This window comes from Thermus scotoductus DSM 8553, from assembly GCF_000381045.1.
Lineage (GTDB): Bacteria > Deinococcota > Deinococci > Deinococcales > Thermaceae > Thermus > Thermus scotoductus.
Window position 1 is genome coordinate 1 of sequence record NZ_KB905748.1, and the last position, 23588, is coordinate 23588.

The 23588-nt window shown below is 65.6% G+C and carries 25 protein-coding genes and 1 pseudogene; 6 read left to right on the forward strand and 20 right to left on the reverse strand.

Annotated features, from left to right (window positions below):
• From F604_RS12035 to F604_RS0107715, 5 genes and pseudogenes are all read left to right on the forward strand, one after another.
• Window positions 1–291 (forward strand): zinc ribbon domain-containing protein (locus F604_RS12035; RefSeq protein ID WP_026329117.1); only part of this gene is annotated, 291 nt, incomplete at its 5' end.
• Window positions 292–314: 23 nt separating this feature from the next.
• Window positions 315–623 (forward strand): annotated as a pseudogene (locus F604_RS12040) (ATP-binding cassette domain-containing protein); the annotation flags it as partial.
• Window positions 624–805: 182 nt separating this feature from the next.
• The gene (locus F604_RS0107705; protein ID WP_019551148.1) at window positions 806–1732 is read left to right on the forward strand and encodes an RluA family pseudouridine synthase; all 927 of its coding nucleotides are present in this window, start codon (window positions 806–808) and stop codon (window positions 1730–1732) included.
• Window positions 1733–1741: 9 nt separating this feature from the next.
• On the forward strand, window positions 1742–2701 hold the full coding sequence (locus F604_RS0107710; protein WP_019551149.1) for a DNA-methyltransferase: 960 nt from the start codon (window positions 1742–1744) through the stop codon (window positions 2699–2701).
• A complete protein-coding gene (locus F604_RS0107715) occupies window positions 2702–3406 on the forward strand; it encodes a hypothetical protein (RefSeq protein WP_019551150.1) in 705 nt (234 codons plus the stop codon).
• Here F604_RS0107715 and lysN read toward each other — a convergent pair.
• The 9 genes from lysN to F604_RS12420 form a co-directional block, all read right to left on the reverse strand.
• Complete coding sequence (gene lysN / locus F604_RS0107720) at window positions 3380–4573, reverse strand: 2-aminoadipate transaminase (RefSeq protein WP_019551151.1); 1194 nt, start codon at window positions 4571–4573, stop codon at window positions 3380–3382. The two genes, F604_RS0107715 and lysN, sit on opposite strands and share 27 nt — an antisense overlap.
• A 25-nt stretch (window positions 4574–4598) precedes the next feature.
• Window positions 4599–5729: a deoxyguanosinetriphosphate triphosphohydrolase gene (locus tag F604_RS0107725; protein ID WP_019551152.1), complete on the reverse strand. Its 1131-nt coding sequence runs from the start codon at window positions 5727–5729 to the stop codon at window positions 4599–4601.
• Between the two features lie 3 nt (window positions 5730–5732).
• The gene (fabF, locus tag F604_RS0107730) at window positions 5733–6959 is read right to left on the reverse strand and encodes a beta-ketoacyl-ACP synthase II (RefSeq protein WP_019551153.1); all 1227 of its coding nucleotides are present in this window, start codon (window positions 6957–6959) and stop codon (window positions 5733–5735) included.
• A gap of 76 nt (window positions 6960–7035) precedes the next feature.
• Window positions 7036–7278 (reverse strand): acyl carrier protein, encoded by a 243-nt coding sequence (acpP, locus tag F604_RS0107740; protein WP_026329059.1) that lies wholly within the window; start codon window positions 7276–7278, stop codon window positions 7036–7038.
• A gap of 53 nt (window positions 7279–7331) precedes the next feature.
• Window positions 7332–8069: a 3-oxoacyl-[acyl-carrier-protein] reductase gene (gene fabG, locus F604_RS0107745; protein ID WP_019551155.1), complete on the reverse strand. Its 738-nt coding sequence runs from the start codon at window positions 8067–8069 to the stop codon at window positions 7332–7334.
• Entirely contained in the window at window positions 8062–8979 is a 918-nt protein-coding gene (fabD, locus tag F604_RS0107750; RefSeq protein ID WP_019551156.1) for an ACP S-malonyltransferase, read from the reverse strand. Before fabD ends, fabG begins: the two co-directional genes overlap by 8 nt.
• Window positions 8979–9962, reverse strand: coding sequence for a beta-ketoacyl-ACP synthase III (locus F604_RS0107755; RefSeq protein WP_019551157.1), 984 nt, complete (start codon window positions 9960–9962; stop codon window positions 8979–8981). The genes fabD and F604_RS0107755 overlap by 1 nt, the downstream gene beginning before the upstream one ends.
• A 73-nt stretch (window positions 9963–10035) precedes the next feature.
• The gene (gene rpmF / locus F604_RS0107760) at window positions 10036–10218 is read right to left on the reverse strand and encodes a 50S ribosomal protein L32 (RefSeq protein ID WP_015716502.1); all 183 of its coding nucleotides are present in this window, start codon (window positions 10216–10218) and stop codon (window positions 10036–10038) included.
• 58 nt (window positions 10219–10276) lie between these two features.
• Window positions 10277–10813: a YceD family protein gene (locus F604_RS12420; protein WP_026329060.1), complete on the reverse strand. Its 537-nt coding sequence runs from the start codon at window positions 10811–10813 to the stop codon at window positions 10277–10279.
• Between the two features lie 84 nt (window positions 10814–10897).
• Here F604_RS12420 and rocF point away from each other — a divergent pair, with 84 nt between their 5' ends.
• Window positions 10898–11788 (forward strand): arginase, encoded by an 891-nt coding sequence (gene rocF / locus F604_RS0107770; RefSeq protein ID WP_026329061.1) that lies wholly within the window; start codon window positions 10898–10900, stop codon window positions 11786–11788.
• A gap of 136 nt (window positions 11789–11924) precedes the next feature.
• Here the strand turns inward: rocF and F604_RS0107775 are convergent, their stop codons facing one another.
• The 11 genes from F604_RS0107775 to nuoE all read right to left on the reverse strand — a co-directional run bounded on the left by F604_RS0107775 (window position 11925) and on the right by nuoE (window position 23580).
• Window positions 11925–12308 carry a hypothetical protein gene (locus F604_RS0107775; protein WP_019551160.1) on the reverse strand — a complete coding sequence of 128 codons (384 nt, stop codon included), beginning with the start codon at window positions 12306–12308 and terminating at the stop codon, window positions 11925–11927.
• An 85-nt stretch (window positions 12309–12393) separates the two neighbouring features.
• Window positions 12394–13674 (reverse strand): NADH-quinone oxidoreductase subunit N, encoded by a 1281-nt coding sequence (locus tag F604_RS0107780; RefSeq protein WP_019551161.1) that lies wholly within the window; start codon window positions 13672–13674, stop codon window positions 12394–12396.
• Window positions 13671–15080: a complex I subunit 4 family protein gene (locus F604_RS0107785; protein WP_019551162.1), complete on the reverse strand. Its 1410-nt coding sequence runs from the start codon at window positions 15078–15080 to the stop codon at window positions 13671–13673. The genes F604_RS0107780 and F604_RS0107785 overlap by 4 nt, the downstream gene beginning before the upstream one ends.
• Window positions 15074–16894: an NADH-quinone oxidoreductase subunit L gene (nuoL, locus tag F604_RS0107790; RefSeq protein ID WP_019551163.1), complete on the reverse strand. Its 1821-nt coding sequence runs from the start codon at window positions 16892–16894 to the stop codon at window positions 15074–15076. Before nuoL ends, F604_RS0107785 begins: the two co-directional genes overlap by 7 nt.
• Window positions 16895–16896: 2 nt before the next feature.
• Window positions 16897–17184: an NADH-quinone oxidoreductase subunit NuoK gene (nuoK, locus tag F604_RS0107795; protein WP_019551164.1), complete on the reverse strand. Its 288-nt coding sequence runs from the start codon at window positions 17182–17184 to the stop codon at window positions 16897–16899.
• Window positions 17181–17720 carry an NADH-quinone oxidoreductase subunit J family protein gene (locus F604_RS0107800; protein WP_019551165.1) on the reverse strand — a complete coding sequence of 180 codons (540 nt, stop codon included), beginning with the start codon at window positions 17718–17720 and terminating at the stop codon, window positions 17181–17183. Before F604_RS0107800 ends, nuoK begins: the two co-directional genes overlap by 4 nt.
• Complete coding sequence (nuoI, locus tag F604_RS0107805; RefSeq protein ID WP_015716511.1) at window positions 17717–18265, reverse strand: NADH-quinone oxidoreductase subunit NuoI; 549 nt, start codon at window positions 18263–18265, stop codon at window positions 17717–17719. Before nuoI ends, F604_RS0107800 begins: the two co-directional genes overlap by 4 nt.
• A complete protein-coding gene (nuoH, locus tag F604_RS0107810) occupies window positions 18262–19377 on the reverse strand; it encodes an NADH-quinone oxidoreductase subunit NuoH (protein WP_019551166.1) in 1116 nt (371 codons plus the stop codon). Before nuoH ends, nuoI begins: the two co-directional genes overlap by 4 nt.
• Window positions 19374–21722, reverse strand: coding sequence for an NADH-quinone oxidoreductase subunit NuoG (nuoG, locus tag F604_RS0107815; RefSeq protein ID WP_026329062.1), 2349 nt, complete (start codon window positions 21720–21722; stop codon window positions 19374–19376). Before nuoG ends, nuoH begins: the two co-directional genes overlap by 4 nt.
• Window positions 21723–21724: 2 nt before the next feature.
• Window positions 21725–23038, reverse strand: a complete 1314-nt coding sequence (gene nuoF / locus F604_RS0107820; RefSeq protein WP_019551168.1) for an NADH-quinone oxidoreductase subunit NuoF — start codon at window positions 23036–23038, stop codon at window positions 21725–21727.
• Window positions 23035–23580, reverse strand: a complete 546-nt coding sequence (nuoE, locus tag F604_RS0107825) for an NADH-quinone oxidoreductase subunit NuoE (RefSeq protein ID WP_019551169.1) — start codon at window positions 23578–23580, stop codon at window positions 23035–23037. The genes nuoF and nuoE overlap by 4 nt, the downstream gene beginning before the upstream one ends.
• Between the last annotated feature and the right edge of the window lie 8 nt (window positions 23581–23588).

Genomic DNA, 23588 nt, shown 5'->3' on the forward strand with positions numbered 1-23588 from the left:
AGGGATACCCAGACCTTTGTCTGCCAGGCTTGTGGGCACAGGGGCAACGCCCAGGTGAACGCGGCCAGAAACCTTCTCCGGAGAAGTTCTCCGGAGGAGTCCGTCATCACCTTCACCCCGAAAAGGGAGACCCTTCGCCTGCTTCTGCGGAGGTATGCGGAGAGGTCTCGCCCCGGGTCAAGGCTGAGACCCGGGATACCGGGCGGAAGGAGTGCCGCCCTGGAGCAGGTGTGGGGGAAGAACCCTTACCTGAAGGGCTTTCCCGACCTGCTCCGAACCCTGGGGGGATAGAAGGGAATAAAAGGGGGAACTCCGTGGCCCAGCTTTTGGTGGAGAACATCACCCTAACCTTTGGCGGCGTGGCTGCTCTTTCGTCGGTTTCCCTGGCGGTGGAGGAGGGGGAGCTGGTCTCCGTCATCGGCCCCAACGGGGCGGGGAAGACTAGCCTTTTAAACTGCATATCGGGCTTCTACCATCCCCAGCGAGGTCGCATCCTCTTTGAGGGGCACGAGATCACCCGCGCAAGCCCCCACGAGGTGACCCGTCTGGGCATCGCCCGCGCCTTCCAGAACATCGAGCTATTCTCTGGCCTCACGGTGCTGGAAAACCTCCTGCTGGCCCGGTCCTGGAGGGGGATCGGGAGTACCTTCTGGAAAACCCTGACGTGCAGGAGTTCTACCTGGGGGTGGCCAAAGGGGGCGGACGCAAGAGCTTCAAGGAGGTAAAGGCCTACAAGAGGCGGAAGCGGTTCATGTAGCCTGCCGCAGGACCCCGGCGTGGCGAGGCCCACGCTGGGGTTCGTATCATGGAGAGCGTGGTGCGCTTTCGCATGGAAGGGGTGCGCCTGGACCAGGCGGTGGCCGAGGCCTGCGGGGTAAGCCGCAGCCGGGCCCAGGAGTGGATCGCCCAGGGCCGGGTCCGGGTGGGGGAAAAGGTGGTGGAGAAGGCCTCCTACCGCCTTAAGGGGGAAGAGGTGCTGGTGGTTCCCCCGGAGGAAAAGCCCTTCGTGGCCCCTCAGGACCTGGCCATCCCGGTGCTCTACGAGGACGAGGACCTCCTGGTTCTCAACAAGCCTGCGGGGCTTCTTACCCATCCGGCTCCCGGGGTATACACGGGCACCGTGGTCAACGCCCTGTTGGGGCGGTACTTTCCTCTCCAGGAGGCCGAGCGGCCCGAGGAGGTGCGTCCCGGCATCGTGCACCGCCTGGACAAGGACACCAGCGGGGTCCTGGTGGTGGCCAAGCATGGGGGGGCCCTCGAGGCCCTGGCCCGGGCCTTCCGCGACAGGCTGGTGATGAAGCGCTACCTGGCCATCACCGAGGAGCACCCCAAGGAGGGCACCCTCATCGCCCCCATAGGCCGGCATCCCGTGGAGCGGCACAAGATGCACGTGGGGGGGATTGCGCCCCGGTATGCGGAGACCGAGTTCCGCATTCTCGCCACTGCCGGACCCTACGCCCTGGTGGAGGCCCGGCCCCACACGGGCCGTACCCACCAGATCCGGGTCCACCTCAAGCACCTGAAGGCCCCCATCCTGGGGGACGAGCTTTACGGCCGGCCCTCCCCCCATATCCCCCGCCAGGCCCTCCACGCTTACGAGCTTAGGATCCCCCACCCTAGGACCGGGCGCTTCTTGGAGTTCCGGGCCCCCGTGCCCCGGGACATGGTGAAGGCCTGGGGCGCCCTCGGGGGGGAGTGGCCTGAGGGGATCATCTTGGAAGACCCTGTATAATCACCCCAAATGAAGCGCTCTCCGGTTCGCAGGGTGGCTCCCTTGGGCTTGGTCTCGGTGCGGGCTCCGGGTGAGGAGGCCCATGGTCCGGGTCCGTCCCCAGGGTATCCCCCTGTTGGGGAAGCGGTGGGGCCTTTCCCTACTGGGGAAGCGGCCCATTTCCTCCGCGTGGGGGACGCCCGGAAGGTGCTTGCCGAATTCCCCGAGGCCTCCGTCCATCTGGTCTTGACTTCCCCCCCCTACTGGACCCTTAAGCGGTATGAGGATGTGCCCGGCCAGATGGCCCACATCGAGGACTACGAGGCCTTTTTGGACGAGCTGGACCGGGTGTGGCGCGAGGCCTTCCGCCTCCTCGTGCCCGGGGGCAGGCTCATCATCGTGGTGGGGGACGTGGCCGTGGCCAGGAGGCGCTTCGGGCGGCACTTGGTTTTTCCCCTTCATGCCGACATCCAGGTCAGGTGCCGTAAGCTCGGGTTTGACAACCTGAACCCCATCCTCTGGTACAAACGCACCAATGCCAGCCTCGAGGTGGAGGGGCGCGGCGTCTTCCTAGGCAAGCCCTATGAGCCTGGGGCTATCATCAAAACGGAGGTGGAATACATCCTCATGCAGCGGAAGCCCGGAGGCTACCGCAGGCCTAGCCCTGAAGCCCGGGAGAAAAGCCGCCTTTCCAAGGAGGACTTCCACCGCTTCTTCCGGCAAATCTGGGAGGACATCCCCGGGGAGAGCACCCGCCTCCATCCAGCCCCCTTTCCCCTGGAGCTCGCCGAGAGGCTGGTGCGCATGTTCAGCTTCGTGGGGGATACCGTCCTAGACCCCTTCGCCGGGACCGGGACCACCCTGGTGGCCGCCGCCAAGTGGGGGAGGAGGGCCCTGGGGGTGGAGCTGGTGCCGGGCTACGCCGCCCTCGCCCGGGAGCGCTTCGCCCGGGAGGTGCCCGGGGAGGTGCTGGAGGTCGTGGGGGACTAGATGGAGCTAGGGCAGGCCCTAGAGGCTGCGGTTTGGGACGGGCTGGAAAAGCCAGCCCAGAGCAAGAGGCGTTGGGATCTTTTGGCGGACTACTGTATGGCTCGGCTGGAGGCCCGGGGCCTTAGGGGCCTTTTGGGAGGAAGCCGGGGTGAAGTGAGCGTCCGGGGTTTTGCCCGGGCGAAGGACTGGGATGTGGTCCTGCTCGCCCCCCTCCTCGCCGGCGGGGGAGGGGGACGTATCCAGCACCCAGGGGAGAAGCCTCGCCTCCTTCTTTCCCTCAAGTCGGTCCTCCGCAATCCCCTGGGTTCCCTCCCCAACCGATTGGACGACCTCCTCGGCGAGGTTTCCTCTGTCCAGATGCTCTACCCGGAGGTGGTCATCGGCTACGTTGTGGTTTTAGACCACGGGGCCTTTGGCAAAAGCGCGGGGGGGAAGGCCGCCAAGGCAGGAGGAGAGGAGTGGGAAGAGGGCTACAACCGCTTTAAGGAGCGGCTGGCCCATTTGACCCAGCGGCGGCCTCCCTTGTGGGCCCAGGGCCTCATTGAGGGGCACTGGGTCATTGAGGTGGACAGCCGGACCCCTGGCCTTTTCCTGGACCTGGAGGCCACCCTGGAGGCGGGGGAGGCCTTCTTTGACGCCCTTGTAGGGGCCCTGAGGGAGCGGGAACCCCTCCTCTTCCTAGACCACGGCCAAAAGCCCTTTTAGCGCCTGTCCCAAGCGCCGCACGCCCTCTTGGATTCTCTCCCGGTCCAGGGTGGCGTAGGAAAGCCTCAGGGTGTTCTCCCCACCCCCATTGGCAAAAAAGGGCCCTCCGGGCACGAAGGCTACGTTTTCCTCTATGGCCCGTTGGAAAAGGACCTCGGCGGAAAGCCCCTCGGGGAGGGTCATCCAGACGAACATCCCTCCCTTGGGCCGGGTATAGGCCACCTCCTTGGGCATCTCCCGGTCCAGGGCTTCCAGCATGGCCTGGGCCTTGGCCTTGTAGGTGGTGCGGATCCTCTCCAGGCGTTCCGGGAAGCCTTCCTTCACCAGCTCGTGCACCAGGATCTGGTTGAGGACCGGGGTGTGCAGATCCACCCCCTGCTTGGCCTGGGTTAGTTTGAGAATAACCTCGGGTTGGGCTATGACGAAGGCCACCCTCAGGCCCGGGGCCAGCACCTTGGAAAAGCTACTGAGATAGATGACCCCGGGGTAGCCCGCCTCCCGGGCCAGCTCAAAAAGGCTTGGCAGACGGCTTTCCCCAAAGTAGAGCTCCCGGTAGGCGTCATCCTCCACCACCACCAACCCCCGTTCCATGGCCATTTCCAGGAGGCGCCTGCGGGCTTCCAGGGGCATGAGCCCCCCGGAGGGGTTCTGGAAGGAGGGGATGAGGTAGAGGAAGCGGGGGCGCTCCTGGTCTAGGGCTTCTTCCAGGGCACTGAGGTCCGGCCCCTCTTCCCCGGCCGGCACCGTGAGGAAACGGGGGCCGTAGGCCCGGAAGGCCTGGATGGCCCCCATGTAGCTGGGGGCCTCGAGGAGAACCGGGCTTCCCTCGTCCAAAAAGACCTTCCCCAGAAGGTCCAGGGCCTGCTGGCTTCCCGTGGTGATGAGGACCTCCTCCGGGCTCACCCCAAGCCGCTCCGCCACCCAGGCCCTTAAGGGGAAGTAGCCCTCCGTGGGCCCGTACTGCAGGGCCACCTCGCCCTTTTCCCTTAGGATCTCGGCTGCCTTGGCCGCCGCCTCCTCCTTGGGGAAGAGCTCGGGGGGGGGAAGGCCCCCGGCGAAGCTGAGGACGCCGGGGCGCTGGGTGAGCTTTAAAAGCTCGCGGATGGTGGAGGCCTGGATCCGGCTTGCCCGTTCGCCGAAAAGGGTACTCCAATCCAGGGTTTTCACTTATCCATTTTATCCTTAAGCTCCCTCAGGGAAAGAGCTTCCGGTAAGCCTCGAGGGCATACCGGTCCGTCATGCCGGCGATGTAGTCGCACACCGCCCGCTCCACCCCCTCCTCGGGGATCCGGGCCTGGACCTCCTTGGGCAGGATCGCAGGGTACTGGGTGTAGGTGTGGAAAAGATTCTCCAAAACGATTTCCGCCTTGCGCCTCTCCCTCAGGACCTCGGGATGGCGGTAAAAGCGCTCCATGAGAAAGGCCTTGAGTTCCCGGTGAGCCCGCTCGGCCTCAGGGGTGAGAGCAGCCAGGCGTTCAGGATGCCGGCGCACTTCCTCCGGGCTCCTCACCCCGGCCCCTTCTATCCTTTGGTGGGTGGCCTCTATGGAGGCGGTGATGAAAAAGCCCAGAAGCTGGCGCACCAGGATCCGGCGGGAAAGCTCGGTTAGCTCCGAAAGGTCCAGGCCTTCTTCCCGGGCCAGCTCCGCCAGGAAGGGCACCTCGGTGAGCTCTTGGGGGCGAAGGAGGCCACTACGGAGGCCGTCGTCCAGGTCGTGGGCCGCATAGGCGATGGCGTCGGAGAGGTCCACCACCTGGGCCTCGAGGGTGCCCTTGCCCTCGTACTCCGGCTTGAAGCCCGGGGTATAGGCGGCCTCGTGGGTGGCGATGCCCTCCAAGACCTCATGGGTGAGGTTGAGGCCCTTGAAACTGGGGTAGCGCACCTCCAGCTGGGTGAGGATCCTGAGGGCCTGGGCGTTGTGCTCAAACCCCCCGTGGTCCCGCATGAGCTCGTTCAGGACCTTCTCCCCCGTGTGGCCAAAGGGAGGGTGGCCTAAGTCGTGGGAAAGGGCGATGGCCTCCGTGAGGTCCTCGTTGAGGCCCAGGGCGCGGGCGATGGAGCGGGCCACCTGGACCACCTCCAGGGTGTGGGTAAGGCGGGTGCGGTAGTAGTCCCCAGCCCAGTTGGGAAAGACCTGGGTCTTGTACTCCAGGCGCCGGAAGGCGGTGGTGTGAAGGATGCGGTCCCGGTCCTTCTGGAAGGGCGTGCGGTAGGGGGACTCGGGTTCCGGGTATTTCCGCCCCCGGGTGTCCCGGGCCTTCTGGGCGTAGGGTGCCAGTCTTTCCGCCTCCAGATCCAGAAGCCTTTCCCTGGAGTAGAGCATCCCCTAGATCCGTTTGAAGAGAAGCACGGCGTTCTGACCGCCGAAGGCGAAGGAGTTGGAGAGGGCGTAGGCCACCTTGGCCTCCCGGGGCTCGGGCACGAAGTCCAGGTCCAGCTCGGGGTCGGGGTCCTCCAGGTTGATGGTGGGAGGGATGACCCCGTGGTAGAGGGCCTGCACCGTGGCGATGGCCTCGATGCCCCCGGCAGCCCCCAGGAGGTGGCCGGTCATGCTCTTGGTGCTGGAGACCATGAGCCGCTGGGCGTGCTCCTTGAAGACCTCCTTGATGGCCAGGACCTCGGCCCGGTCCCCCACGGGGGTGGAGGTGCCGTGGGCGTTGATGTAGCCCACCTCCTCGGGGTTCACTTTGGCGTCCAAAAGGGCGCGGCGCATGGCTAAGGCGGCGCCTTTCCCCTCGGGGTGGGGCTCGGTGATGTGATGGGCGTCGGCGCTCCGGCCAAAGCCCACCAGCTCGGCGTAGATCCTGGCTCCCCGCCTCTTGGCGTGCTCGTACTCCTCCAGCACCAAGACCCCAGCTCCTTCCCCCATTACGAAGCCATCCCGGCTTAGGGTGAAGGGGCGGCTGGCCTTGGTGGGCTCCTCGTTCCGGGTGGAAAGGGCCCGCATCACGGCGAAGGCCCCGATGGCCATGGGGGTGATGGCGGCCTCCGTGCCCCCGGCCAGCACGATATCCGCCTCCCCCAGCTGGATCATGCGGAAGGCATTTCCGATGGCATCCGACCCCGTGGCGCAGGCGGTGACGGCGGTGGAGCTGGGTCCCATGAAGCCGTAGCGCATGGCGATGTGGGCCGAGGCCATGTTGGCGATCATCATGGGGATGAAGAAGGGGCTTATACGGTTCGGGCCCCTTTCCAGGAAAACCCGGCTTTGGGCCTCCCAGGTCTCCATGCCCCCGATGCCCGTGCCCACCAGGGTACCCACCCGCTCGGGATCCAGGGCGCTGGGCTCCAGCCCCGCATCCTTCAGGGCCAGCTCGGCGGCGATCAGGGCGTACTGGACAAAGCGGTCCAGACGCCTAAGCTCCTTTTTGTCAATGAACTCCTCGGGATTGACGTCCACCTCGGCGGCGATGCGCACCGGCAGGGCCGAGGCGTCAAAGCGGGCGATGGGGCGCACCCCGCTTTTCCCGGCAAGCTGGGCCTTATGGTAAGCTTCCGCCCCCACACCGATGGGGGTGAGGGGTCCGAGGCCGGTAACCACCACGCGTCGCATGGGGGTAGTATACCGGGAAAAGCCCTGGGAAAAAGAAAAGGGGCGCGGAAAGCGCCCCTTAAAAGCCCTATTAGCTCTAGCCTAGCTTGGCCTGGATGTAGGCCACCGCATCCTTCACGGTGCGGATCTTTTCGGCCTCCTCGTCGGAGATTTCCAGGCCGAACTCGTCCTCGAGGCCCATGATGAGCTCCACGGTATCCAAGCTGTCCGCCCCTAGGTCCTCGATGAAGCGGGCCTCGAGGGTGATCTTCTCGGGTTCCACCGAGAGCTTGTCCGCAATAACCGCCTTCACCTTTTCAAAGATCTCCTTCTCCGTCATGAAAACCTCCCTTGGGGATTTTACCACGGGGTATAGCTTAGGGCCTGGCCCCTTCAATGGGGGGTGAGCCCCCCATCCACGCACAGGGTTTGGCCGGTGATGTAGCCCGCAGCCTCGGAGACCAAAAAGGCCACCGCCTCGGCCACGTCCTCCGGCCGGCCGAAGCGGCCTGCGGGGATGCTTTTCAGGTAGGCCTCCCGCACCTCGGGCGGGAGCTTTTCCGTCATCTCGGTTTCTATGAACCCCGGGGCCACGGCGTTCACCGTGATCCCTCGGGCGGCGTACTCCTTGGCCACCGCCCGGGTGAAGCCGATAAGCCCCGCCTTGGAGGCCACGTAGTTGGCCTGGCCGGGGTTTCCCAGGATGCCCACCACGCTGGTGATGTTCACGATGCGCCCAAAGCGGGCCTTCATCATGAGCTTGATGGCCTCCCGGGTGGTGCGGAAGACCGCGGAGAGGTTGGCTTCCAGCACGGCTTCCCAGTCCTCGTCCTTCATGCGGATGAGGAGGGTGTCCCGGGTGATGCCGGCGTTGTTCACCAGGGTGTCCAGGCCCCCCAGGATCTCCGCCGCCCCGTGGACCAGGCCCGTGGCGGCCTCCGCCTCCAGGAGGTTGGCCCCCAAAACCCCCACCAGGGGGCTTCCCAGCCTCCTGGCCTCCTCCGCTACCTCCTCCGCCTTCTCCCGGTTCTGCCCGTAATGGATCACCAGGGCGTAGCCCTCCCGGGCCAGCCTGAGGGCGATGGCCCGGCCGATGCCCCGGCTGGCTCCCGTCACCAGTGCCTTACGCATCCTCCACCTCCAACGCCTTCCTTACCCCTTCCGGGTCCCCCACGGAAAGGGCGTGCGCTTCCTTCAGGGTACGGGCCACCAGGCCTTTCAGCACCTCCCCGCTACCGAACTCCAAAAAGCGCCGGACCCCCCTCTTTTCCATGTCCTTTAAGATCTCCACCCAGCGCACGGGGGCGGTGATCTGCTCCAGGAGAAGTTCACGGATGCGGCCGGGGTCCTCCTCGGGCGTTGCGGTCACGTTGGAGTAGACGGGGAAGCGGGGCTTCCTCAGGGGCACCTGGGCCAGGTCCCGGGCCAGCCTTTCTTGGGCCTTGGCCATGAGGGAGGAGTGGAAGGGGGCGGAGACCGGGAGGAAAACCACCCGGGCCCGTTTTTCCTTTAGCCTTTCCGCCGCCTCCTCCACCGCCTCCTTCCTGCCGGAGATCACCGTCTGCTCGGGGGCATTTAGGTTGGCGATCTCCACTCCCTCTAACCTCGCCAGGGCTTCCTGGATGGCCTCGAGGGGAAGCTTCAGGATGGCGGCCATGGCTCCCTCTCCCGGGGGCACGGCCTCCTGCATGTACCGGCCCCGGAGGCGCACCAGCCGTAGGGCATCCTCCAGCTCTAGGGTGCCCGCGGCCACGTGGGCGGTCCATTCCCCCAGGGAGTGCCCGGCGGCTAGGGAGGGTTCGGTTCCCCCTTCCGCCAGGAAGGCCCGGTAGGCGGCATAGCCCACCGCCAGGAGGGCGGGTTGCTGGTTTTCCGTGAGGGTGAGGGCCTCCTCGGGGCCTTCCCACATGAGCTTTAGGAGCCCGGGCAGGGTGGCCTCGGCTCGGTCCAGCACCTGGCGGGCGGCAGGGAAAGCCTCGTAAAGGGCTTTTCCCATACCCACCTTCTGGGAGCCTTGGCCGGGGAAGAGGGCGGCGTACATTAGGCTCCCCCCCAGGTGAGGACCGTGGCGGCCCAGGTGAGCCCGGCCCCGAAGGATACCAGAAGAACGTGATCGCCTTCTTGGATCCTGCCGTCCTCCACAGCTTCCTTGAGGGCCAGGGGGATGGAGGCGGTGGAGGTGTTGCCGTAGCGGTCCACGTTGACCACCACCCGTTCCCAGGGAAGGCCCAGGCGCTCCCTGGCGGCGTCGATGATGCGTAGGTTTGCCTGGTGGGGCACGAAGACCTTGATATCCTCCGGGGTGAGGCCGGCTTTTTCTATGGCCTCGAGGGTGGCGGTGTTCATCACCCGCACGGCGAACTTGAAGACTTCCCGCCCGTTCATGTAGAGGCGGTTGCGCATGGAGGTCCCGTCGGGAAGCCTGGGGGCCACGCAGGCGTGGTAGAGCTCCTTGGCCCCGCTACCGTCCGCCCCCAGCACGAAGGAGCGGAAGCCGAAGCCCTCCCGCACCCGGCCCACCACCGCGGCCCCTCCCGCATCGCCAAAGAGCACCGCGGTGGCCCGGTCGTTCCAGTCCACGATCTTGGAAAGGGCCTCGGCCCCCACTACCAGGACCTTACGGGCCAGGCTCGCTTCCACCATGGCGTGGGCCTGGGCCAGGGCGTAAAGCCAGCCCGGGCAACCCGCCAACAGGTCGTAGGCGAAGCCCTGGATGCCGAAGCGGGCCTGCACCAAGGCGGCGGTGTTGGGGAAGAGGGCGTCGGGGGTGTTGGTGGCCACGATGACCCCGTCCACTCCTTCCAGAGCTCCTGGGTGGCGTCCAAGAAGGTCCTCCACCGCCTTGAAGGCCAGGTCCGAGGTGTACTCGTCCTCGGCGGCGATGCGCCGTTCCCGGATGCCGGTTCGGGTCACGATCCACTCATCCGAGGTGTCTAGATAGGCCTCAAAGTCCTCGTTCCTCAAGACCCTTTGGGGAACATACGCCCCCAGGGCCAGGATGCCCGACGCCTGACCTCCCGTCATGGGCACCACTATACCCATTGGCAGTGAAAAAAGTTGAGGCCCAAGGTTCAGGGGCCCCTTATCTTGACCCGATCTAGACTTCCAGAACCTTGCGCCCGTCGTAGTAGCCGCACTCCGGGCAGACGGTGTGCGGGGGCTTCATGGCTTTGCACTCGGGGCAGGGGACCAGGGTCGGGGGGGTCAGGGCATGGTGGCTCCTGCGGGCATCGCGCCGCGCCTTTGAGGTCTTCTTCTTGGGTACAGGGTGTTTGGCCATCTCCAATCCTCCAGGGGGGCTTGGCCCCCGCTAAACCCCTGGTAGTATAGCAGACCCGCTAGAGTTCGGGAAGGAGGTCCTTAAGGCCGAGGAGGGGATGGTGGACCTCCGGCTCGTGGCCGCAGTCCACCAGGTTGCGGTCCGCCCCGCACACCGGGCAGAGGCCCTTGCACCCTTCCTGGCAGAGGACGGTGTAGGGCATCTCCGTCACGAACGCCTCGGTGAGGAAGGGGAGAAGGTTCAGGTCGGGTGCGCCAAAGGTGTAGTACTCCTCCTCGGCCTCCTCGTGGAAGGTGAGGTCCTCGAGGCCCTGCTGGTAGCGGAGGAGGTGCTGGAAGTGGGCGTGGATGGGGGTGGGGGTGGGCTTGAGGCAGCGGCGGCACTCCATGAGGACCACGCCCTCCACCTCACCCGAAAGCCAGTACTCATCCCCTCCCACGGCGGAGACCGCCACCTTCCAGGTGGCCTCTCCTTCCAAGGGGAAGCGCTCCTCGCCTACAAAGAAGGCTTCCTGGACCACGCCTGTGGCGCGGGCCGTGCCCCCTTCCCGCAGGAGGCGGGCCAGGTTGATGCTTGCCACCTCGCAGTGTTCCACCCTTTTAAGTATAGCGCCAAAAGCCCCTTCCTCCTAGGGGGTTGGCATAAAGTTCCCAAGCGGTGCATGGGGTTTTCTGCTAGCATGCCCCCCATGGAGCGGGTGGCCATCCTGGGTGTGCCCATGGACTTAGGCGCAGGCCGGCGTGGGGTGGACATGGGGCCTTCCGCTTTGCGCTATGCCCGGCTGGCGGAGGAGCTCGAGGCCCTGGGTCTGGCGGTGGAGGATCTGGGGGACGTGCGGGTACCCGTGGCGGAAACCCTGAGGCGAAAGGGCTTGCGCTTCGGCGGGGAGAACTACTTGGAGGAGATCCGCCAGGCGGCCCTCGAGCTCAAGGAGCGGCTTCGCTCCCTGCCGGAGGGGGTATTTCCCATCGTGCTGGGCGGGGACCACTCCTTAAGCATGGGTTCGGTGAGCGGGGTGGCCAAGGGGCCCTTTGGGGTGGTCTGGGTGGACGCCCACGCCGACTTCAACACCCCGGAAACCAGCCCTTCGGGAAACATTCACGGCATGCCCCTGGCGGTGCTCTGCGGGCTTGGGCACCCCCGCCTCACGGAGGCCTTCCAGGCGGTGGATCCCAAGAGGGTGGTCCTGGTGGGGGTGCGGAGCCTGGACCCCGGGGAGAGGCGGCTTCTTCGGGAAATGGGGGTTACCGTTTACACCATGCACGAGGTGGACCGCCTGGGGGTAGCTCGCATCGCCGAGGAGGTTTTGGAAAGGCTTTCCGGCCTGCCCCTCCACGTTTCCCTGGACGCCGACGTCCTGGATCCCACCCTGGCTCCCGGGGTGGGGACTCCGGTGCCCGGGGGCCTTTCCTACCGGGAGGCCCACCTCCTCATGGAGATCCTGGCCCAGTCGGGCCGGGTGCGGAGCCTGGACCTGGTGGAGGTGAACCCCATTCTGGACGAGCGTAACCGCACCGCGGAGATGATGGTGGGATTGGCCTCGAGTCTCCTGGGAAAGCGTATCCTTTAAGGATTGACGCCAAGGTGTGTGCTGGCTAGAGTATCCCCATGAAAACTCGTTGGTGGGTGGGGATCCTTCTCCTATTCCTGGTTTTGGGAGGCTACCTGGTTCTCTCGCCTTACTTTGCCCTGCGAGCGGATGGTGGTTAACCCCTAGCCTGGCTCCGCAGGTACCGTCCCAGCTTCTGCCCTCCGTGGAAGGCCAGGGCGAGGCTTTCCCAGGGAGGTTCTTTTTTGCGGTGGAGAAGAGGATCCAGGGCCTCCCTGGCCCACTGGCTCACCAGCACGGGAAAGTCCAGCCCCGTTTCCAGGAAGTACTCCTCCGCCTCCCGCCAGGCACCCTCCATGCGGCGGAAGAAGGCGGAAAGATCCTTGGGCACAGGGGCTTCCGGCCAGAGGAAGCCGCTCACCACCCCTAGGAGCCAGGCCCCCCGGAGGTCCTTGGGCAAAGCCTGGGCCCCCCGGGCCACGTAGCCCAGGGGATCCTTGTGCAGAAGCTCCCGCGGCAGGTGGGCCAGGGGGTCCTCCATGCTTAGAGTGTAAACCTGAAGTGGGAAAAAAGCCCGGGCCCCGGGATACCTTCTGTACCCCAGGGCCCGAAAGAAGGCCCCGGGCTTAGCCCGCGGCCAGGGCGGGAAGAACCGCCCCGGGGATAAGGCCCAGCAGGATGAGGAGAAGGGCTACCCCCAGGGCCACCCCCCGGGCCAAGGGACGGGGATGGGCCTCGGCTGCCCCCTTCTGGAACACGGCCAAGCCCAGGGCCAGGTAGTAGTAGGCGCTCACGGCGCTGGTGATGAGGGCCAGCACCAAAAGGCCCCACTGCCCGGCCTTGGCGGCCTCGGTGAAGACCAGGTACTTGCCCCAGAAGCCAGCCAGGGGGGGAAGGCCCAGGAGGGACAAGGAGGCCACGAACAGGCCAAGGCCGAGGAGGGGGTCCCGGTGGAAGAGCCCTTTAAGGCGCTCCAGGGGCACCCGGTCCGGGGAGACCTCCGAGAGCACGGCGAAGGCCAGTCCCGTGGCCAGGACGTAGGTGAGGAGGTAAAAGCCCAAGGCCGTGGCGTTTCCCGTGTAGAGGGCCAAGGCCATGTACCCCGCATGGGCGATGGAGCTATAGGCGAGAAGCCGCTTGGCCTCCTTCTGGCCCAGGGCGGCCAGGTTCCCTAGGAGGACGGAGAAGGCGACGAGGAGGGCCAAGGCGTCGGGGACGCCGGGGGCGGCCACCCTAAGCAGGGCGGCGAAGGCTGCGGCCTTCACCCCCGTGGCCATGAAGAGCACCACGGGGGTGGGGCTACCCTGGTAGACATCCGGGGTCCAGAAGTGGAAGGGAGCCAGGGCCACCTTGAAGCCTAGTCCCACCAAAAGAAGGCCCAGGGCCAGGGCGTAGAGGGGCCCTTCGCCGGGGGTGCCCGCCAGGAGGTTTCCCGTGGCCCCGTAGTGGAGGGCGGTGCCGTAGAGGAAAAAGGCCGCGGCCAAGGCCCCCAGGAGGAAATACTTCAAGGCGGCCTCCAGGCCTTCCCCCCGTCGCCAGGTGGCCAGGGCGTAGAGGGGGAGGGAGAGGGCCTCGAGGGCCACCAGCATCAGGATGAGGTTTTGGGTGGAGGCGAGGAGGTGCATCCCCAAGGTGGCGTAGAGCACCAGCAGGTAGAACTCAAACCGCCCGCTCCGCACCAGTCCCACGGTCCAAAGGGCCCCCAAAAGGGCCAGCAGGGTGAAGACCTGGGAGATCCCGTCCACGTGGTAGGGGCCAAGGGCGAAGGGTTTTCCCCAGGTGAGAAGGAGGGAAAGGAGGGCCAGGGAAAGCCCCAGGATGGTGAATCGTTTGAAAAGGGGCACCGAGACGAAGAAGCCCAAGAGGGTGAGAGCCACGGAGAAGAGGCTAAGCACCAGGAGGGTCATGCGCCACCTCCAAGGATCTTGGCGAAGGCTTCCGCTAAGGGCTTAAGGCCCTTTACGAAGAAGCCGGGGAAGACCCCCATGAGCACCAAGGCGGCCACCGCCAGCGCGGCGAAGGGCCACTCCGCTCCCTTCAGATCTTCGGTCTTCTGGGTACCTTCTTCCCAGAAGACCTTCTGGAAAGCGGTGAGGGCGTAGGCGGCCCCGGCGATCACCGAAAGGAAGGCCATGGCGGTGAGCCAGGGGCTTTGTTTGTAGGCGCCCAGGAGGGTCATAAGCTCCCCGGGGAAGCCGGAAAGCCCGGGAAGCCCCACCATGGCCAGGAAGAGGAAGAGGGCCAGGGCGCTCAAGGCCGGGGCAGGGGCGGAAAGACCCCGGAAGCGACCGATCTCCAGGGTGTGAAGCCGCTCGTAAAGCCTTCCCGCAAGTAGGAAGAGCCCGCCGGTGTAAACCCCGCTGGCCGCCAGGAGGTAAAGTCCTCCTAGGGCTCCTTCCGGGGTGCCGGAGAAGGTGCCCAAGGCCGCCACCCCCATGTGGGAAACCCCGGCGTAGGCCAAAAGGGTCTTGAAGTCCTTGGCAGAGAAGGCTACCCAGGCCCCGTACAGGGCGGAGATGGCCGCCAGGAAAAGGAGAAGCCCCTGGAGCTCGGAGAATCCTTCGGGGGCCAAGGGGATGGCGAAGCGGAAGAAGGCGAAGACCCCCACCTTATAGAGGGTCCCCAAGGCATCCGCCAGGCCTGAAGGGTGGTTCTCCTGGTGAAAGGGGGGAAGCCAGGCGTGGAGAGGGAAGAGGGGGGTCTTGATGGCGAAGGCCAGGGCGAAGCCCAAGAAGACCCAAAGCGCCGCCCCTCCCTTCACCGGGTGGGCCAGGAGGTCCTCGAGGAGGAAGCTTGGGCTGCCTCCCAGGGCCTTGGCCGCCAGGACTGCCGCCAGCATGGGCAGGGAGCCCGCCAGGGTGAAGAGGAGGAAGGTGTAGAGGGCCCGCACCCGCCCCTCCCCTCCGTAGAAGAAGAGCATGAGGAGGGCGGGGATCAAGGTCGCCTCAAAGAAGAGGTAGAAGACCAAGAGGTCCCGGGCGGCGAAAAGCCCGAGGAGAAGGCCCGACATCAAAAGGGCGAGGCCCAAAAACCGCCCCTCCACCTGGGCCACCAAGGCCCCCAGGAAGACGGTAAGACCGATGGTAAGGAAGAAGAGGGCGGAAAGCCCATCCAGCCCGAAGGCCCAGTAGACCCCCACACCGGGAAGAAGGGGAAGGGTTACTGGGTGGGCCGTCCCCCCGGGGTGGGTGAGGAAGAGGTAGAGGTTTAAGAGGAAGCTTAGGCCCGCTCCCAAGACCCCCAGGGCGCGGGGAAGGCCCAGGAGGAGGAGAAGGCCGAAGAGGATGGGTAGGAGGATCGCCAGGATTACCACCGCATCACCCCCAGTAGCGCCAAAGCGCCCAGCACGAAGAGCAGGGCGTAGACCCTTAGGTAACCGGTCTGCAGGCGGGCCATCCCTTGGCCCAGGCTCCGCACCGCCCCGCCCAGGCCCAGGTAGCCGCGAAGGAGGCTGCCGTCCCCGTAGAAGAGGGCTTCCGCCAAGGCCTTCAAGGGGTTCACGATTAAGGCGTTGTACACCCGGTCGACAAAGAAGCTTTCCCGGCTCCAGGCCTCAAAGGTGAGGTACCAGGCGGGGAAGGCCTTGCGCTGGAAGAAGGTGTAGCCCAGCCAAAGCCCCAAGAGGGCCACCGCCCCCGAGAGGGCGATGAGCCCCCACTCCGCCCCCAGGGAAAGGTGGTGGGCTTCCACCTCGGCCAAGGTGGGCTTCAGGAAGGCCTCGAGGGGATTGGGCAGGGGATAGGGCAGGGCCACGTACCCGGCCAGCACCGAGCCCAGGGCCAGGAGGTGGTTGGGCCAAAGCATCACCGGAGGGGCCTCATGGGGATGGTGGTGGCCCCGCTCTTCCCCCAGGAAGACCAGGACGAACCAGCGCATGGCGTACATGGCGGTGAGCACCGCCACCAAAAGCGCCCCCAGGTAGAAGCCCAGGCCGCCAAAGGGGTAGGTGAGGGTGGCGGCCAGGATGGCGTCTTTGGACCAGAAGCCGGAAAGAAGGGGCAGGCCCCCTAGGGCCAAAGCCCCGATGAGCCCGTGCCAGCGGGTCAGGGGGAGGTGCTTCCAAAGCCCGCCCATCCTGCGCACATCCTGCTCTCCCCCCAGGGCGTGGATCACGCTACCCGAGGCCAGGAAGAGGAGGGCTTTAAAAAAGGCATGGGTGAAGACGTGGAAAAGGGCCACCCAGTAGGCCCCCACGCCCGCTGCCAGGAACATGTACCCCAGCTGGCTGATGGTGGAATAGGCCACAATTTTCTTGATGTCGTTTTGGCCAAAGGCGGATAGGGCCCCGTAAAAGGCGGTGATGAGCCCAATGACCGCGATGATGTAGGAAACGTCGGGGAGGTTGGCGTAGAGGAAGGAGCTCCGGGCGATGAGGTAAACCCCGGCGGTCACCATGGTGGCCGCGTGGATTAAGGCGGAAACCGGGGTGGGACCGGCCATGGCGTCGGGGAGCCAGACCATGAGGGGCACCTGGGCGCTTTTGCCCACGGCCCCCAGGAAGAGGAGGAGGCCCGCCAGGGCCAGGAGGCTGGGGTTCTTCAAGGGGCCTTCCAGGGCCTCCTTTAGCTCGCTGATGGAGAGGGTGCCGTAGAGGGCCCAGAGGATGGCCATGCCCAGCATGAAGCCCAGGTCGCCGATCCGGTTCACGATGAAGGCCTTGCGGGCGGAGTCGGCGTACTGGACGTTCTTGTACCAGAAGCCGATGAGGAGGAAGCTGGCCAGGCCCACCCCTTCCCAGCCGATGAACATCACCGGGTAGCTGTCGGCCAGGACCAGGGTGAGCATCATGGCGATGAAGAAATTGAAGTAGGCGAAGAAGCGGCTATAGCCCGCATCCCCGGCCATGTAGCCGATGGCGTAGACGTGGATGAGAAACCCCACCCCGGTGACGATGAGGAGCATGAAGCCGGAGAGGTTGTCCAAGAGAAGGCTAAAGGGGATTCCGGGAAGCCACTCCGCTTCAAAGCGGGCCCCACCTGAGAGGAGAAGCCCCACTCCCAGAAGGAGGGAGGCCAGGACCAAGAGGGAGGCGATCACCCCGGGAAGGGGTTCTTTCATCCGTTTGCCGAAAAGCCCCAAAAGGGCGAAGCCCACGAGGGGAAGTAGGATGGTCAGAAGAAGCCACATGCTTACCCCCTAAGCTCCGAGAGATCGTCCACCGCGGTGCTCTCCCGCTGGCGGAAGATGGCCACGATGAGACCCAGGCCCACCGCCACCTCGGCGGCGGCGATGGCGATCACCATGAGGGCTGCCACCTGGCCTTCCAGGCCAAAGGCCCGGGCGAAGCCCACCAGGGAGAGGTTGGCGGCGTTCAGCATGAGTTCGATGGAGAGAAAGACCAGGATGGCCGTCCTGCGGGTCAGGACCCCGTAGACCCCCAGGGCGAAGAGGAGGACGGAGGCGTACAGGTAGCTCACCGCACCACCTCCTTTTCCTCCTTGCGCTCCTCAGGGCTTAGGGCGTCCAGGGGGCGGGTGGGTTGCACCAGGGCCACGGCCACCACCGTGGCCACCATGAGGAGGAAGCCCACCGCCAAAAGCACCCCGAGCCAGTCCCCGTAAAGGAGGGGCCCCAGGGCCTGGGGCAGGCCGCCCTTAAGGTCCTGGGTGAAGGCCAGGTTTAGGCCCCAAAGCCCCGAGAGGAGGACCAGGGCCACCCCCAAGGAGAGGAGGAGGGCCAAGGGGCGGCTTCGCGCCAGGGGATCAAAGCCCACCTCCCCCTGGGCGGCGTAGAGGAGCATGATGACGAAGAGGAAGAGGACCACGATGGCCCCGGCATAGGCGATGATCTGGATAAAGCCCAGGAAGCGGGCCTCGAGGGCCACGTAGATCCCGGCCAGGATCAGGAAGTTCCCGATTAGCGCCAAGGCGGCGTGGATGGCGTTTTTCAGGGTGACCACCAGGACCCCGGTGAAAAGGAGGGCCAGGAGGGCTAGGGCTTCTAAGGGGCTCACTTTTTCCCTCCTTCCGTGGGGGCCTTAAACCCCTCCAGCTCGGGGCGGACATAGGGCACCACGTAGCCTGGTTTCACCGGTTTGCCGGTGATCTTGGCCTCGCGGCGCTGGGGCTTGGTGCCCACCACGTCCACCAGCATGTCCTCCTTGCCGTAGATGAGGTCCGAGTACTCGTAGTCCGCCATCTCAAAGTCGTAGCCCAGCACGATGGCCCCGGTGGGGCAGGCTTCCTCGCAGAGGCCACAGAAGATGCACCGGAGCATGTTGATCTCGTAGACCTTGGCGTAGCGCTCCCCCGCCGAGACCGGGTTTTCCGGGTCGTTCTCTGCCGGTTCCACGTAGATGGCGTAAGCGGGGCAAGCAGCCGCGCACAGGGAGCAGCCGATGCACTTCTCCAGGCCGTTGGGGTGGCGGGTGAGCACGTGGCGGCCGTGGAAACGGGGCTTGAGGGCCACCGGGGCGTCGGGGTAGGGCACGGTTACCGGCTTGGAGAAAAGGTACTTGAGGGTGATGCCAAGGCTTTGGGCCAAGGCCTTAAGGGTCATGCGCCACCTCCTTTGGATAGCCCCTTGGGGGCTTTGCGCGCGGATTTAGGACTGTACAGGATGGCTCCCAAAAGGACCAGGAAAGCGGCCAGCGAAAGGTAGAGGAGGTAGGAGCGGGGAAGGTCTAAGGCCACCACCAAGGCGGTCACCAGGAACCAGACCAGGGCCACCGGGAAGAGGAAGCCCCAGCCAAGGCGCAAAAGCTGGTCGTAACGGAGGCGGAACCAGGTGGCCCGGATCCAGATGAAGAGGAAGAGGAAGAAGGCGATCTTGAGGAACATCCAGAGGTAGGGCACCTCGAGGAAGGGCATGGTCCACCCTCCCAGGAAGAGGGTGGGGATGAGGGCACTGGCGGTGATGAAGTGGATGTACTCGGTCATCTGGAAGAGGGCCCATTTGATGGAGCTGTACTCCGTGTGGTACCCCCCGACCAGCTCCTGTTCGGCCTCGGGCAGATCAAAGGGGGTGCGGGCAGCCTCCGCCAGGGCGGCGATGGCGTAAAGGAGGAAGGCGGGGAAGGCGTAGAGGACAAGCCAACCGTTTTCCTTCTGCCAGTTCACGATGTCGTTCAGGTTAAGGCTCCCCACCAGGAGAACAGGGGAAAGGAGGGCGATGCCCAGGCCCAGCTCGTAGGAGATGAGGCTCGCCGAGGAACGCAAGGAGCCCAGGAGGCTGTACTTGCTCCCCGAGGCCCAGCCCGCCAGGAAGATGCCGTAGATGGCCATCTCGCTCACGGCGAAGAGGTAGAGGAGGCCCAGGTCCAGGTTCAAGACCCAGGGTTGGTAGCCGAAGAAACTTCCCGGGGGGCCGAAGGGAATGACCCCGAAGGCCAGGAGGGCGAAGACCACGCCGATCAAGGGAGCCAGGACAAAGAGCACCTTGTCCGCCCGCTCCACCACCAGGTCCTCCTTGAAGATGCTCTTGATGGCGTCGGCCACGGGCTGGAGAAGGCCCGAGGGCCCCACCCGGTTGGGGCCCATGCGGACCTGGAAGCGGGCGAGAAGGCGGCGTTCGATCAAGGTCATGAAGGCGAAGGCGATGAGGAGGCCCACCACCACCAAAAGGGCCTTTAAGGCCACCATCCAATAGGGATCCACAGGGTAAGGGTTCATGCCTCACCTCCCGTGGGAACCAACACCTTGGCCTCCATCCTCCTGCCCGCAAAGGGACCGAGGGCGGAGAGGTAGAGGAAGCCCTTGGGCAGGTCTTCCCGGTGGACCACCTGGGCCAGGACCGGGCCCAAGGGGCCTTCCACCTCCACCCGGGCGCCCTCCAAGAGGGCCTCGGTCTTGGCGGTTTCCGGGTGGACCCAAAGCTCAGGGCGGACGGTCTGGGCCACCTTGCCCGTAAGCTGCCAGGCCCTCCACATGGTGGGCCTAAAGTAAAGCCTCCCTTCATGGGCCTTGGGCCGGAGTTCCTTGGTGCGGTAGGAAAGGAGGCCCAGAGGAGGAGGTACCTTACCCTTGAGGGTCTTTTCCGCCTCCAGGGCAAGCCTGAAGGGTGGCCGCACCCCAAGGGCCTCGGCCAGCAGGGCCAGGGCCTGGATGGCGCCCTCCGCCTCGCCGTTTTCGATGGGGGCGGGGTTGAGGGAAAGGACCCGCCCTTCCAGGTTCACCACCTGACCCCGCTTCTCGTAGAAGGTGGGGGCGGGGAGGACCACATCCGCATACCGCTCCGCCAGGGGGTGGAGATGGCTTAGGTGCATGACCAGGAAGCGTTTGTCCTTTAGGGCCCCTTCCGGGGGTACGAAGCCGTAGTAGGCGTAGGGGCTTCCGGGTTCGTCCCAGGCCGCCCCTTTCTCCCCGGGCCAGACCCCCAGGGCCTCGAGGCCCCGGGCATTCGCCGCCGGGGTCATGGCCAGCACCTTGGCCCCCTTGCGCTCGGCCAAAAGCCTGGCCCTTTCCGCCGCCACCGCATCCTGCAAGACCCCAGCCCCCAGGATGAGGATGGGGTTTTGGGCCTTCTCCCACGCCTCCTTGGCCTGCTTGACCGCCTCGCTCCCCTCCTTTTCCCCAAGAAGGGCCAGGAGGATATCCCGCTCCTCCCCGGGGGCGTGGACCCCTGCAATGCGGGCCCACTTCATCAAGGGGGCGCGGTAGGGGGCGAAGAGGGCCATCTTGTCGGTGCGGCGGGGCATCCTCTCCTTGATGGAGAGGTCGGCGAAGGGGGTGCCGTGGGCGAACTTAGGGGCGGGCTTGAGGTCCCGCACGAACTCGCTTAGGCGGAGGTGCAGGATGGGGGCTTCCTCCGTGGGATCCCCCAGGACCAGGGCGAAATCGGCCCTGAGGAGGTCCTCAAAGGTGGCGGGCACAAAGAGGCTCGCTGGGGCGGCGGTGCGGCCCTGGAAGTCCAGGTGGGGGGTGTTTAGCCCCCGGGCCAGCTCCGCCGCCATGAGGCCCTCCTCGAGGGTGGCGTCGTGGGGTAGGTAGATGCCCACCTCCTCCTTCCTGGCCTCCTTGAGGCCCTCCCGGATGGCGGCGAAGGCCTCCTCCCAGGTGGCCTCCACGAGCCTTTCCCCTTTCCGCACCAGGGGGTATTTGATCCGGTTCTCGTCCGCCCACTCGTGCCCGAACCGACCCGCATCGCAAAGCCAGATCTCGTTCACCTCGGGGACTTCTCGGCCCCGGATCCTTAAAAGCTCGCCGCTACGGGTGTCCGCGGTAATGCCGCACCCCACAGGGCATAGGGCGCAGGTGGAGGGGGTTTCCTCCATCTCCCAGTTGCGGGCCCGGAAGCGGGCGGTGAGGTCCAGAAGGGCCCCCACCGGGCAGATGTCGGTGATGTTCCCGGAAAACCCCGAGGGAAGCCCGAAGTCCATGGTGCCGATGAAGGTGTGCACCCCCCGCTCGATGAAGTCCAGGACCTCGTCTCCTGGGATCTCCTCAAAGTAGCGCACGCAGCGCTTGCAGTGGATGCACCGCTCCCGGTCCAGCACCACAAAGGGGGAGAGGGGGTGGTGTTTGTCCACGTGGCGGCGGGTGAACTCGAAGCGGGTGTAGGTGGGAAGCTCGAGGGGGGCCTTCTGGTAATACTTCTCGTAAAGTCCGTACTCCACCGTTCGGTCCTGGAGCTCGCAGGCTCCCCCCTTGTCGCAGGTGGGGCAGTCCAAGGGGTGGTTGAGGAGGGTGAACTCCACCATCCCCGCCTGGGCCTCCCGCACCACCTCCGAGAGGGTGTCCACCACCATGCCGTCCGCCACGGCGGTGACGCAACTGGCCGCCAGCTTGGGCTGCCAGGCGATCTCGGGCTCTCCCTTCTCGTTCAGGACCGGCTTGCCGTCCGGGCCCCTTTTGGGCAGGCCGATGCGCACCAGGCACATGCGGCAGGCCCCTATGGGGGAGAGGTGCTTTTCCGAGCAGAAGAGGGGCACGTCGTACCCCGCGTGGAAGACCGCGTCCATGACGCTGGTTCCCGGGGGCACTTCCACCATGCGGTCGTTGACCTTGACCTTAACCACCTTCACCTCCAGAGGTTCACCCTGGGCACGGGCTTCTTTTCCCGCACCAAGGCCAGGTACTGGTCCTTAAAATGCTTCAAGGAGCCTTTCACCGGCCACACCGCCGCATCCGCCAGGGGGCAGAAGCTCCGGCCCTCGATGAGGGGCAGAAGGGCCTCGAGGTTTTCCACGTCCTTCTCCTCCCCCTCCCCGGAGCCGATCTTGGCGAAGAGGTTCACCATGAAGCCCGCCACCCCCTCCCGGCAGGGGGTGCACTTGCCGCAGGACTCGTGGGCGTAGAAGCGGGTCACGTTCCACATGGCGTCCACCATGCTTACTCTCTCCGGGATGAGGATCACGCCTCCGGTGCCCAGCATGGAGCCCTGGGCCTGCAGGTGCTCGTAGCTCATGGGGGTGTCCAGGACCTCATCGGTAAAGGGCAGGGGCGGGGTGGAGGATCCCCCAGGGATGAGGGCCTGGATGGGCTCCAAAGGGCCTCCCGCCCAGTCGTAGATGAGTTCCCGGAAGGTGGTGCCCATGGGAAGCTCATAAACCCCTGGCCGCCTAACCGGGCCGGAGATCTGGTAGAGCTTCATCCCCTTGGACTGCTCGGTGCCCATGCTGGCGAACCAGTCGGCCCCCCGTTCCAGGATGGGCACCACCGAGGCCAGGGTTTCCACGTTGTTGATGGTGGTGGGCTTGCCCCAAAGCCCCGACTGGGCGGGGAAGGGGGGTTTGAGGCGGGGGTTGGCCCTTAAGCCCTCCAGGGAGTTCATGAGGGCGGTTTCCTCCCCGCAGATGTAGGCTCCGGCCCCCCGGTGCACGTGCACGTCGAAGGAGAAGCCGCTGCCGAAGAGGTTCTCCCCCAGGTAGCCCCGGGTGCGGGCTTCCCGGATGGCGGCCTCCAGGCGGTCCGCCGCCTTGCGGTACTCCCCCCGCACGTAGATGTACCCCACCGTGGCCCTTATGGCGTAGCCCGCCAGGATCATGCCCTCGAGGAGCAGGTGGGGAACATCCTCCAGGATGTACCGGTCCTTGAAGCTACCTGGCTCGGACTCGTCGGCGTTGCAGATCAGGTAGTGCTGTTTCCCATCCTTGGGCATGAAGCTCCACTTCACCCCTGTGGGGAAGCCTGCCCCGCCCCGGCCCCTGAGCCCCGAGCGCTTCACCTCCTCGATGACCTCCTCCGGGGTTTTCTCCTTTAGAACCCGCTTGGCGGTCTCGTATCCCCCGTGCTTCAGGTAGTAGTCCAGGGTCCAGCTTCCCTCCTGGCCCACGTGGGCGTAGAGGGTTTTTTCAAACCGGGGGTCGCGTCCGGAAACGATGGGCCCGGTCATACCTCCACCTCGTGCACGTGGTGCCCGCATTTGCCGGGGAGCTCGATCTCCTCGATGCGCTTGCCCGCCTTAAGGCCTTCCAGAAGCGCCTCAAGCCTCGCCCGGGTCACGCATTCCACATAGGGTTCGTCGTTCACCTGGACCACGGGGGCTGTGTGGCAGCTTCCCAGGCACTCCACCTTCTGCACGCTGAAAAGGCCATCCGGGGTTACCTCCCCCGGGCCGATGCCCAGGGTTTCCGTGAGGTAGTCCCAAAGCTCGTCGGCCCCGGCCAGCTTGCAGCTCAAGGTGGCGCACACCTGAAGGTGGTAGCGTCCCGTGGGCACGAACTGGTAGTAGGAGTAGAAGCTCGCCACCCCCATGACCTCCGTGGCCGTGGTGCCCACCAGCTGGGCGATCTCCTCTATCCGTTCCGGGCGGATCCAGCCCTCCTCCTGCTGCACCCGCCTTAAGAGGGGCATGATGGCGGAGCGTCGCCCCTCCGGTGGATACTTGGCGAAGGTTTCCTCCAGGAAGTCTTGCTTGTCGTCAAAAAACCCCATCTTCCCTT

Coding starts and splice junctions, on each gene's coding strand:
- F604_RS0107705 (WP_019551148.1), top strand. CDS start 806: ATGGAGAGCGTGGTGCGCTTTCGCATGGAAGGGGTGCGCCTGGACCAG.
- F604_RS0107710 (WP_019551149.1), top strand. CDS start 1,742: ATGAAGCGCTCTCCGGTTCGCAGGGTGGCTCCCTTGGGCTTGGTCTCG.
- F604_RS0107715 (WP_019551150.1), top strand. CDS start 2,702: ATGGAGCTAGGGCAGGCCCTAGAGGCTGCGGTTTGGGACGGGCTGGAA.
- F604_RS0107725 (WP_019551152.1), bottom strand. CDS start 5,729: ATGCTCTACTCCAGGGAAAGGCTTCTGGATCTGGAGGCGGAAAGACTG.
- fabF (WP_019551153.1), bottom strand. CDS start 6,959: ATGCGACGCGTGGTGGTTACCGGCCTCGGACCCCTCACCCCCATCGGT.
- acpP (WP_026329059.1), bottom strand. CDS start 7,278: ATGACGGAGAAGGAGATCTTTGAAAAGGTGAAGGCGGTTATTGCGGAC.
- fabG (WP_019551155.1), bottom strand. CDS start 8,069: ATGCGTAAGGCACTGGTGACGGGAGCCAGCCGGGGCATCGGCCGGGCC.
- fabD (WP_019551156.1), bottom strand. CDS start 8,979: ATGTACGCCGCCCTCTTCCCCGGCCAAGGCTCCCAGAAGGTGGGTATG.
- F604_RS0107755 (WP_019551157.1), bottom strand. CDS start 9,962: ATGACGGGAGGTCAGGCGTCGGGCATCCTGGCCCTGGGGGCGTATGTT.
- rpmF (WP_015716502.1), bottom strand. CDS start 10,218: ATGGCCAAACACCCTGTACCCAAGAAGAAGACCTCAAAGGCGCGGCGC.
- rocF (WP_026329061.1), top strand. CDS start 10,898: ATGCCCCCCATGGAGCGGGTGGCCATCCTGGGTGTGCCCATGGACTTA.
- F604_RS0107775 (WP_019551160.1), bottom strand. CDS start 12,308: ATGGAGGACCCCCTGGCCCACCTGCCGCGGGAGCTTCTGCACAAGGAT.
- F604_RS0107780 (WP_019551161.1), bottom strand. CDS start 13,674: ATGACCCTCCTGGTGCTTAGCCTCTTCTCCGTGGCTCTCACCCTCTTG.
- nuoL (WP_019551163.1), bottom strand. CDS start 16,894: ATGTGGCTTCTTCTGACCATCCTACTTCCCCTCGTGGGCTTCGCCCTT.
- nuoI (WP_015716511.1), bottom strand. CDS start 18,265: ATGACCCTTAAGGCCTTGGCCCAAAGCCTTGGCATCACCCTCAAGTAC.
- nuoH (WP_019551166.1), bottom strand. CDS start 19,377: ATGAACCCTTACCCTGTGGATCCCTATTGGATGGTGGCCTTAAAGGCC.
- nuoF (WP_019551168.1), bottom strand. CDS start 23,038: ATGACCGGGCCCATCGTTTCCGGACGCGACCCCCGGTTTGAAAAAACC.
- nuoE (WP_019551169.1), bottom strand. CDS start 23,580: ATGGGGTTTTTTGACGACAAGCAAGACTTCCTGGAGGAAACCTTCGCC.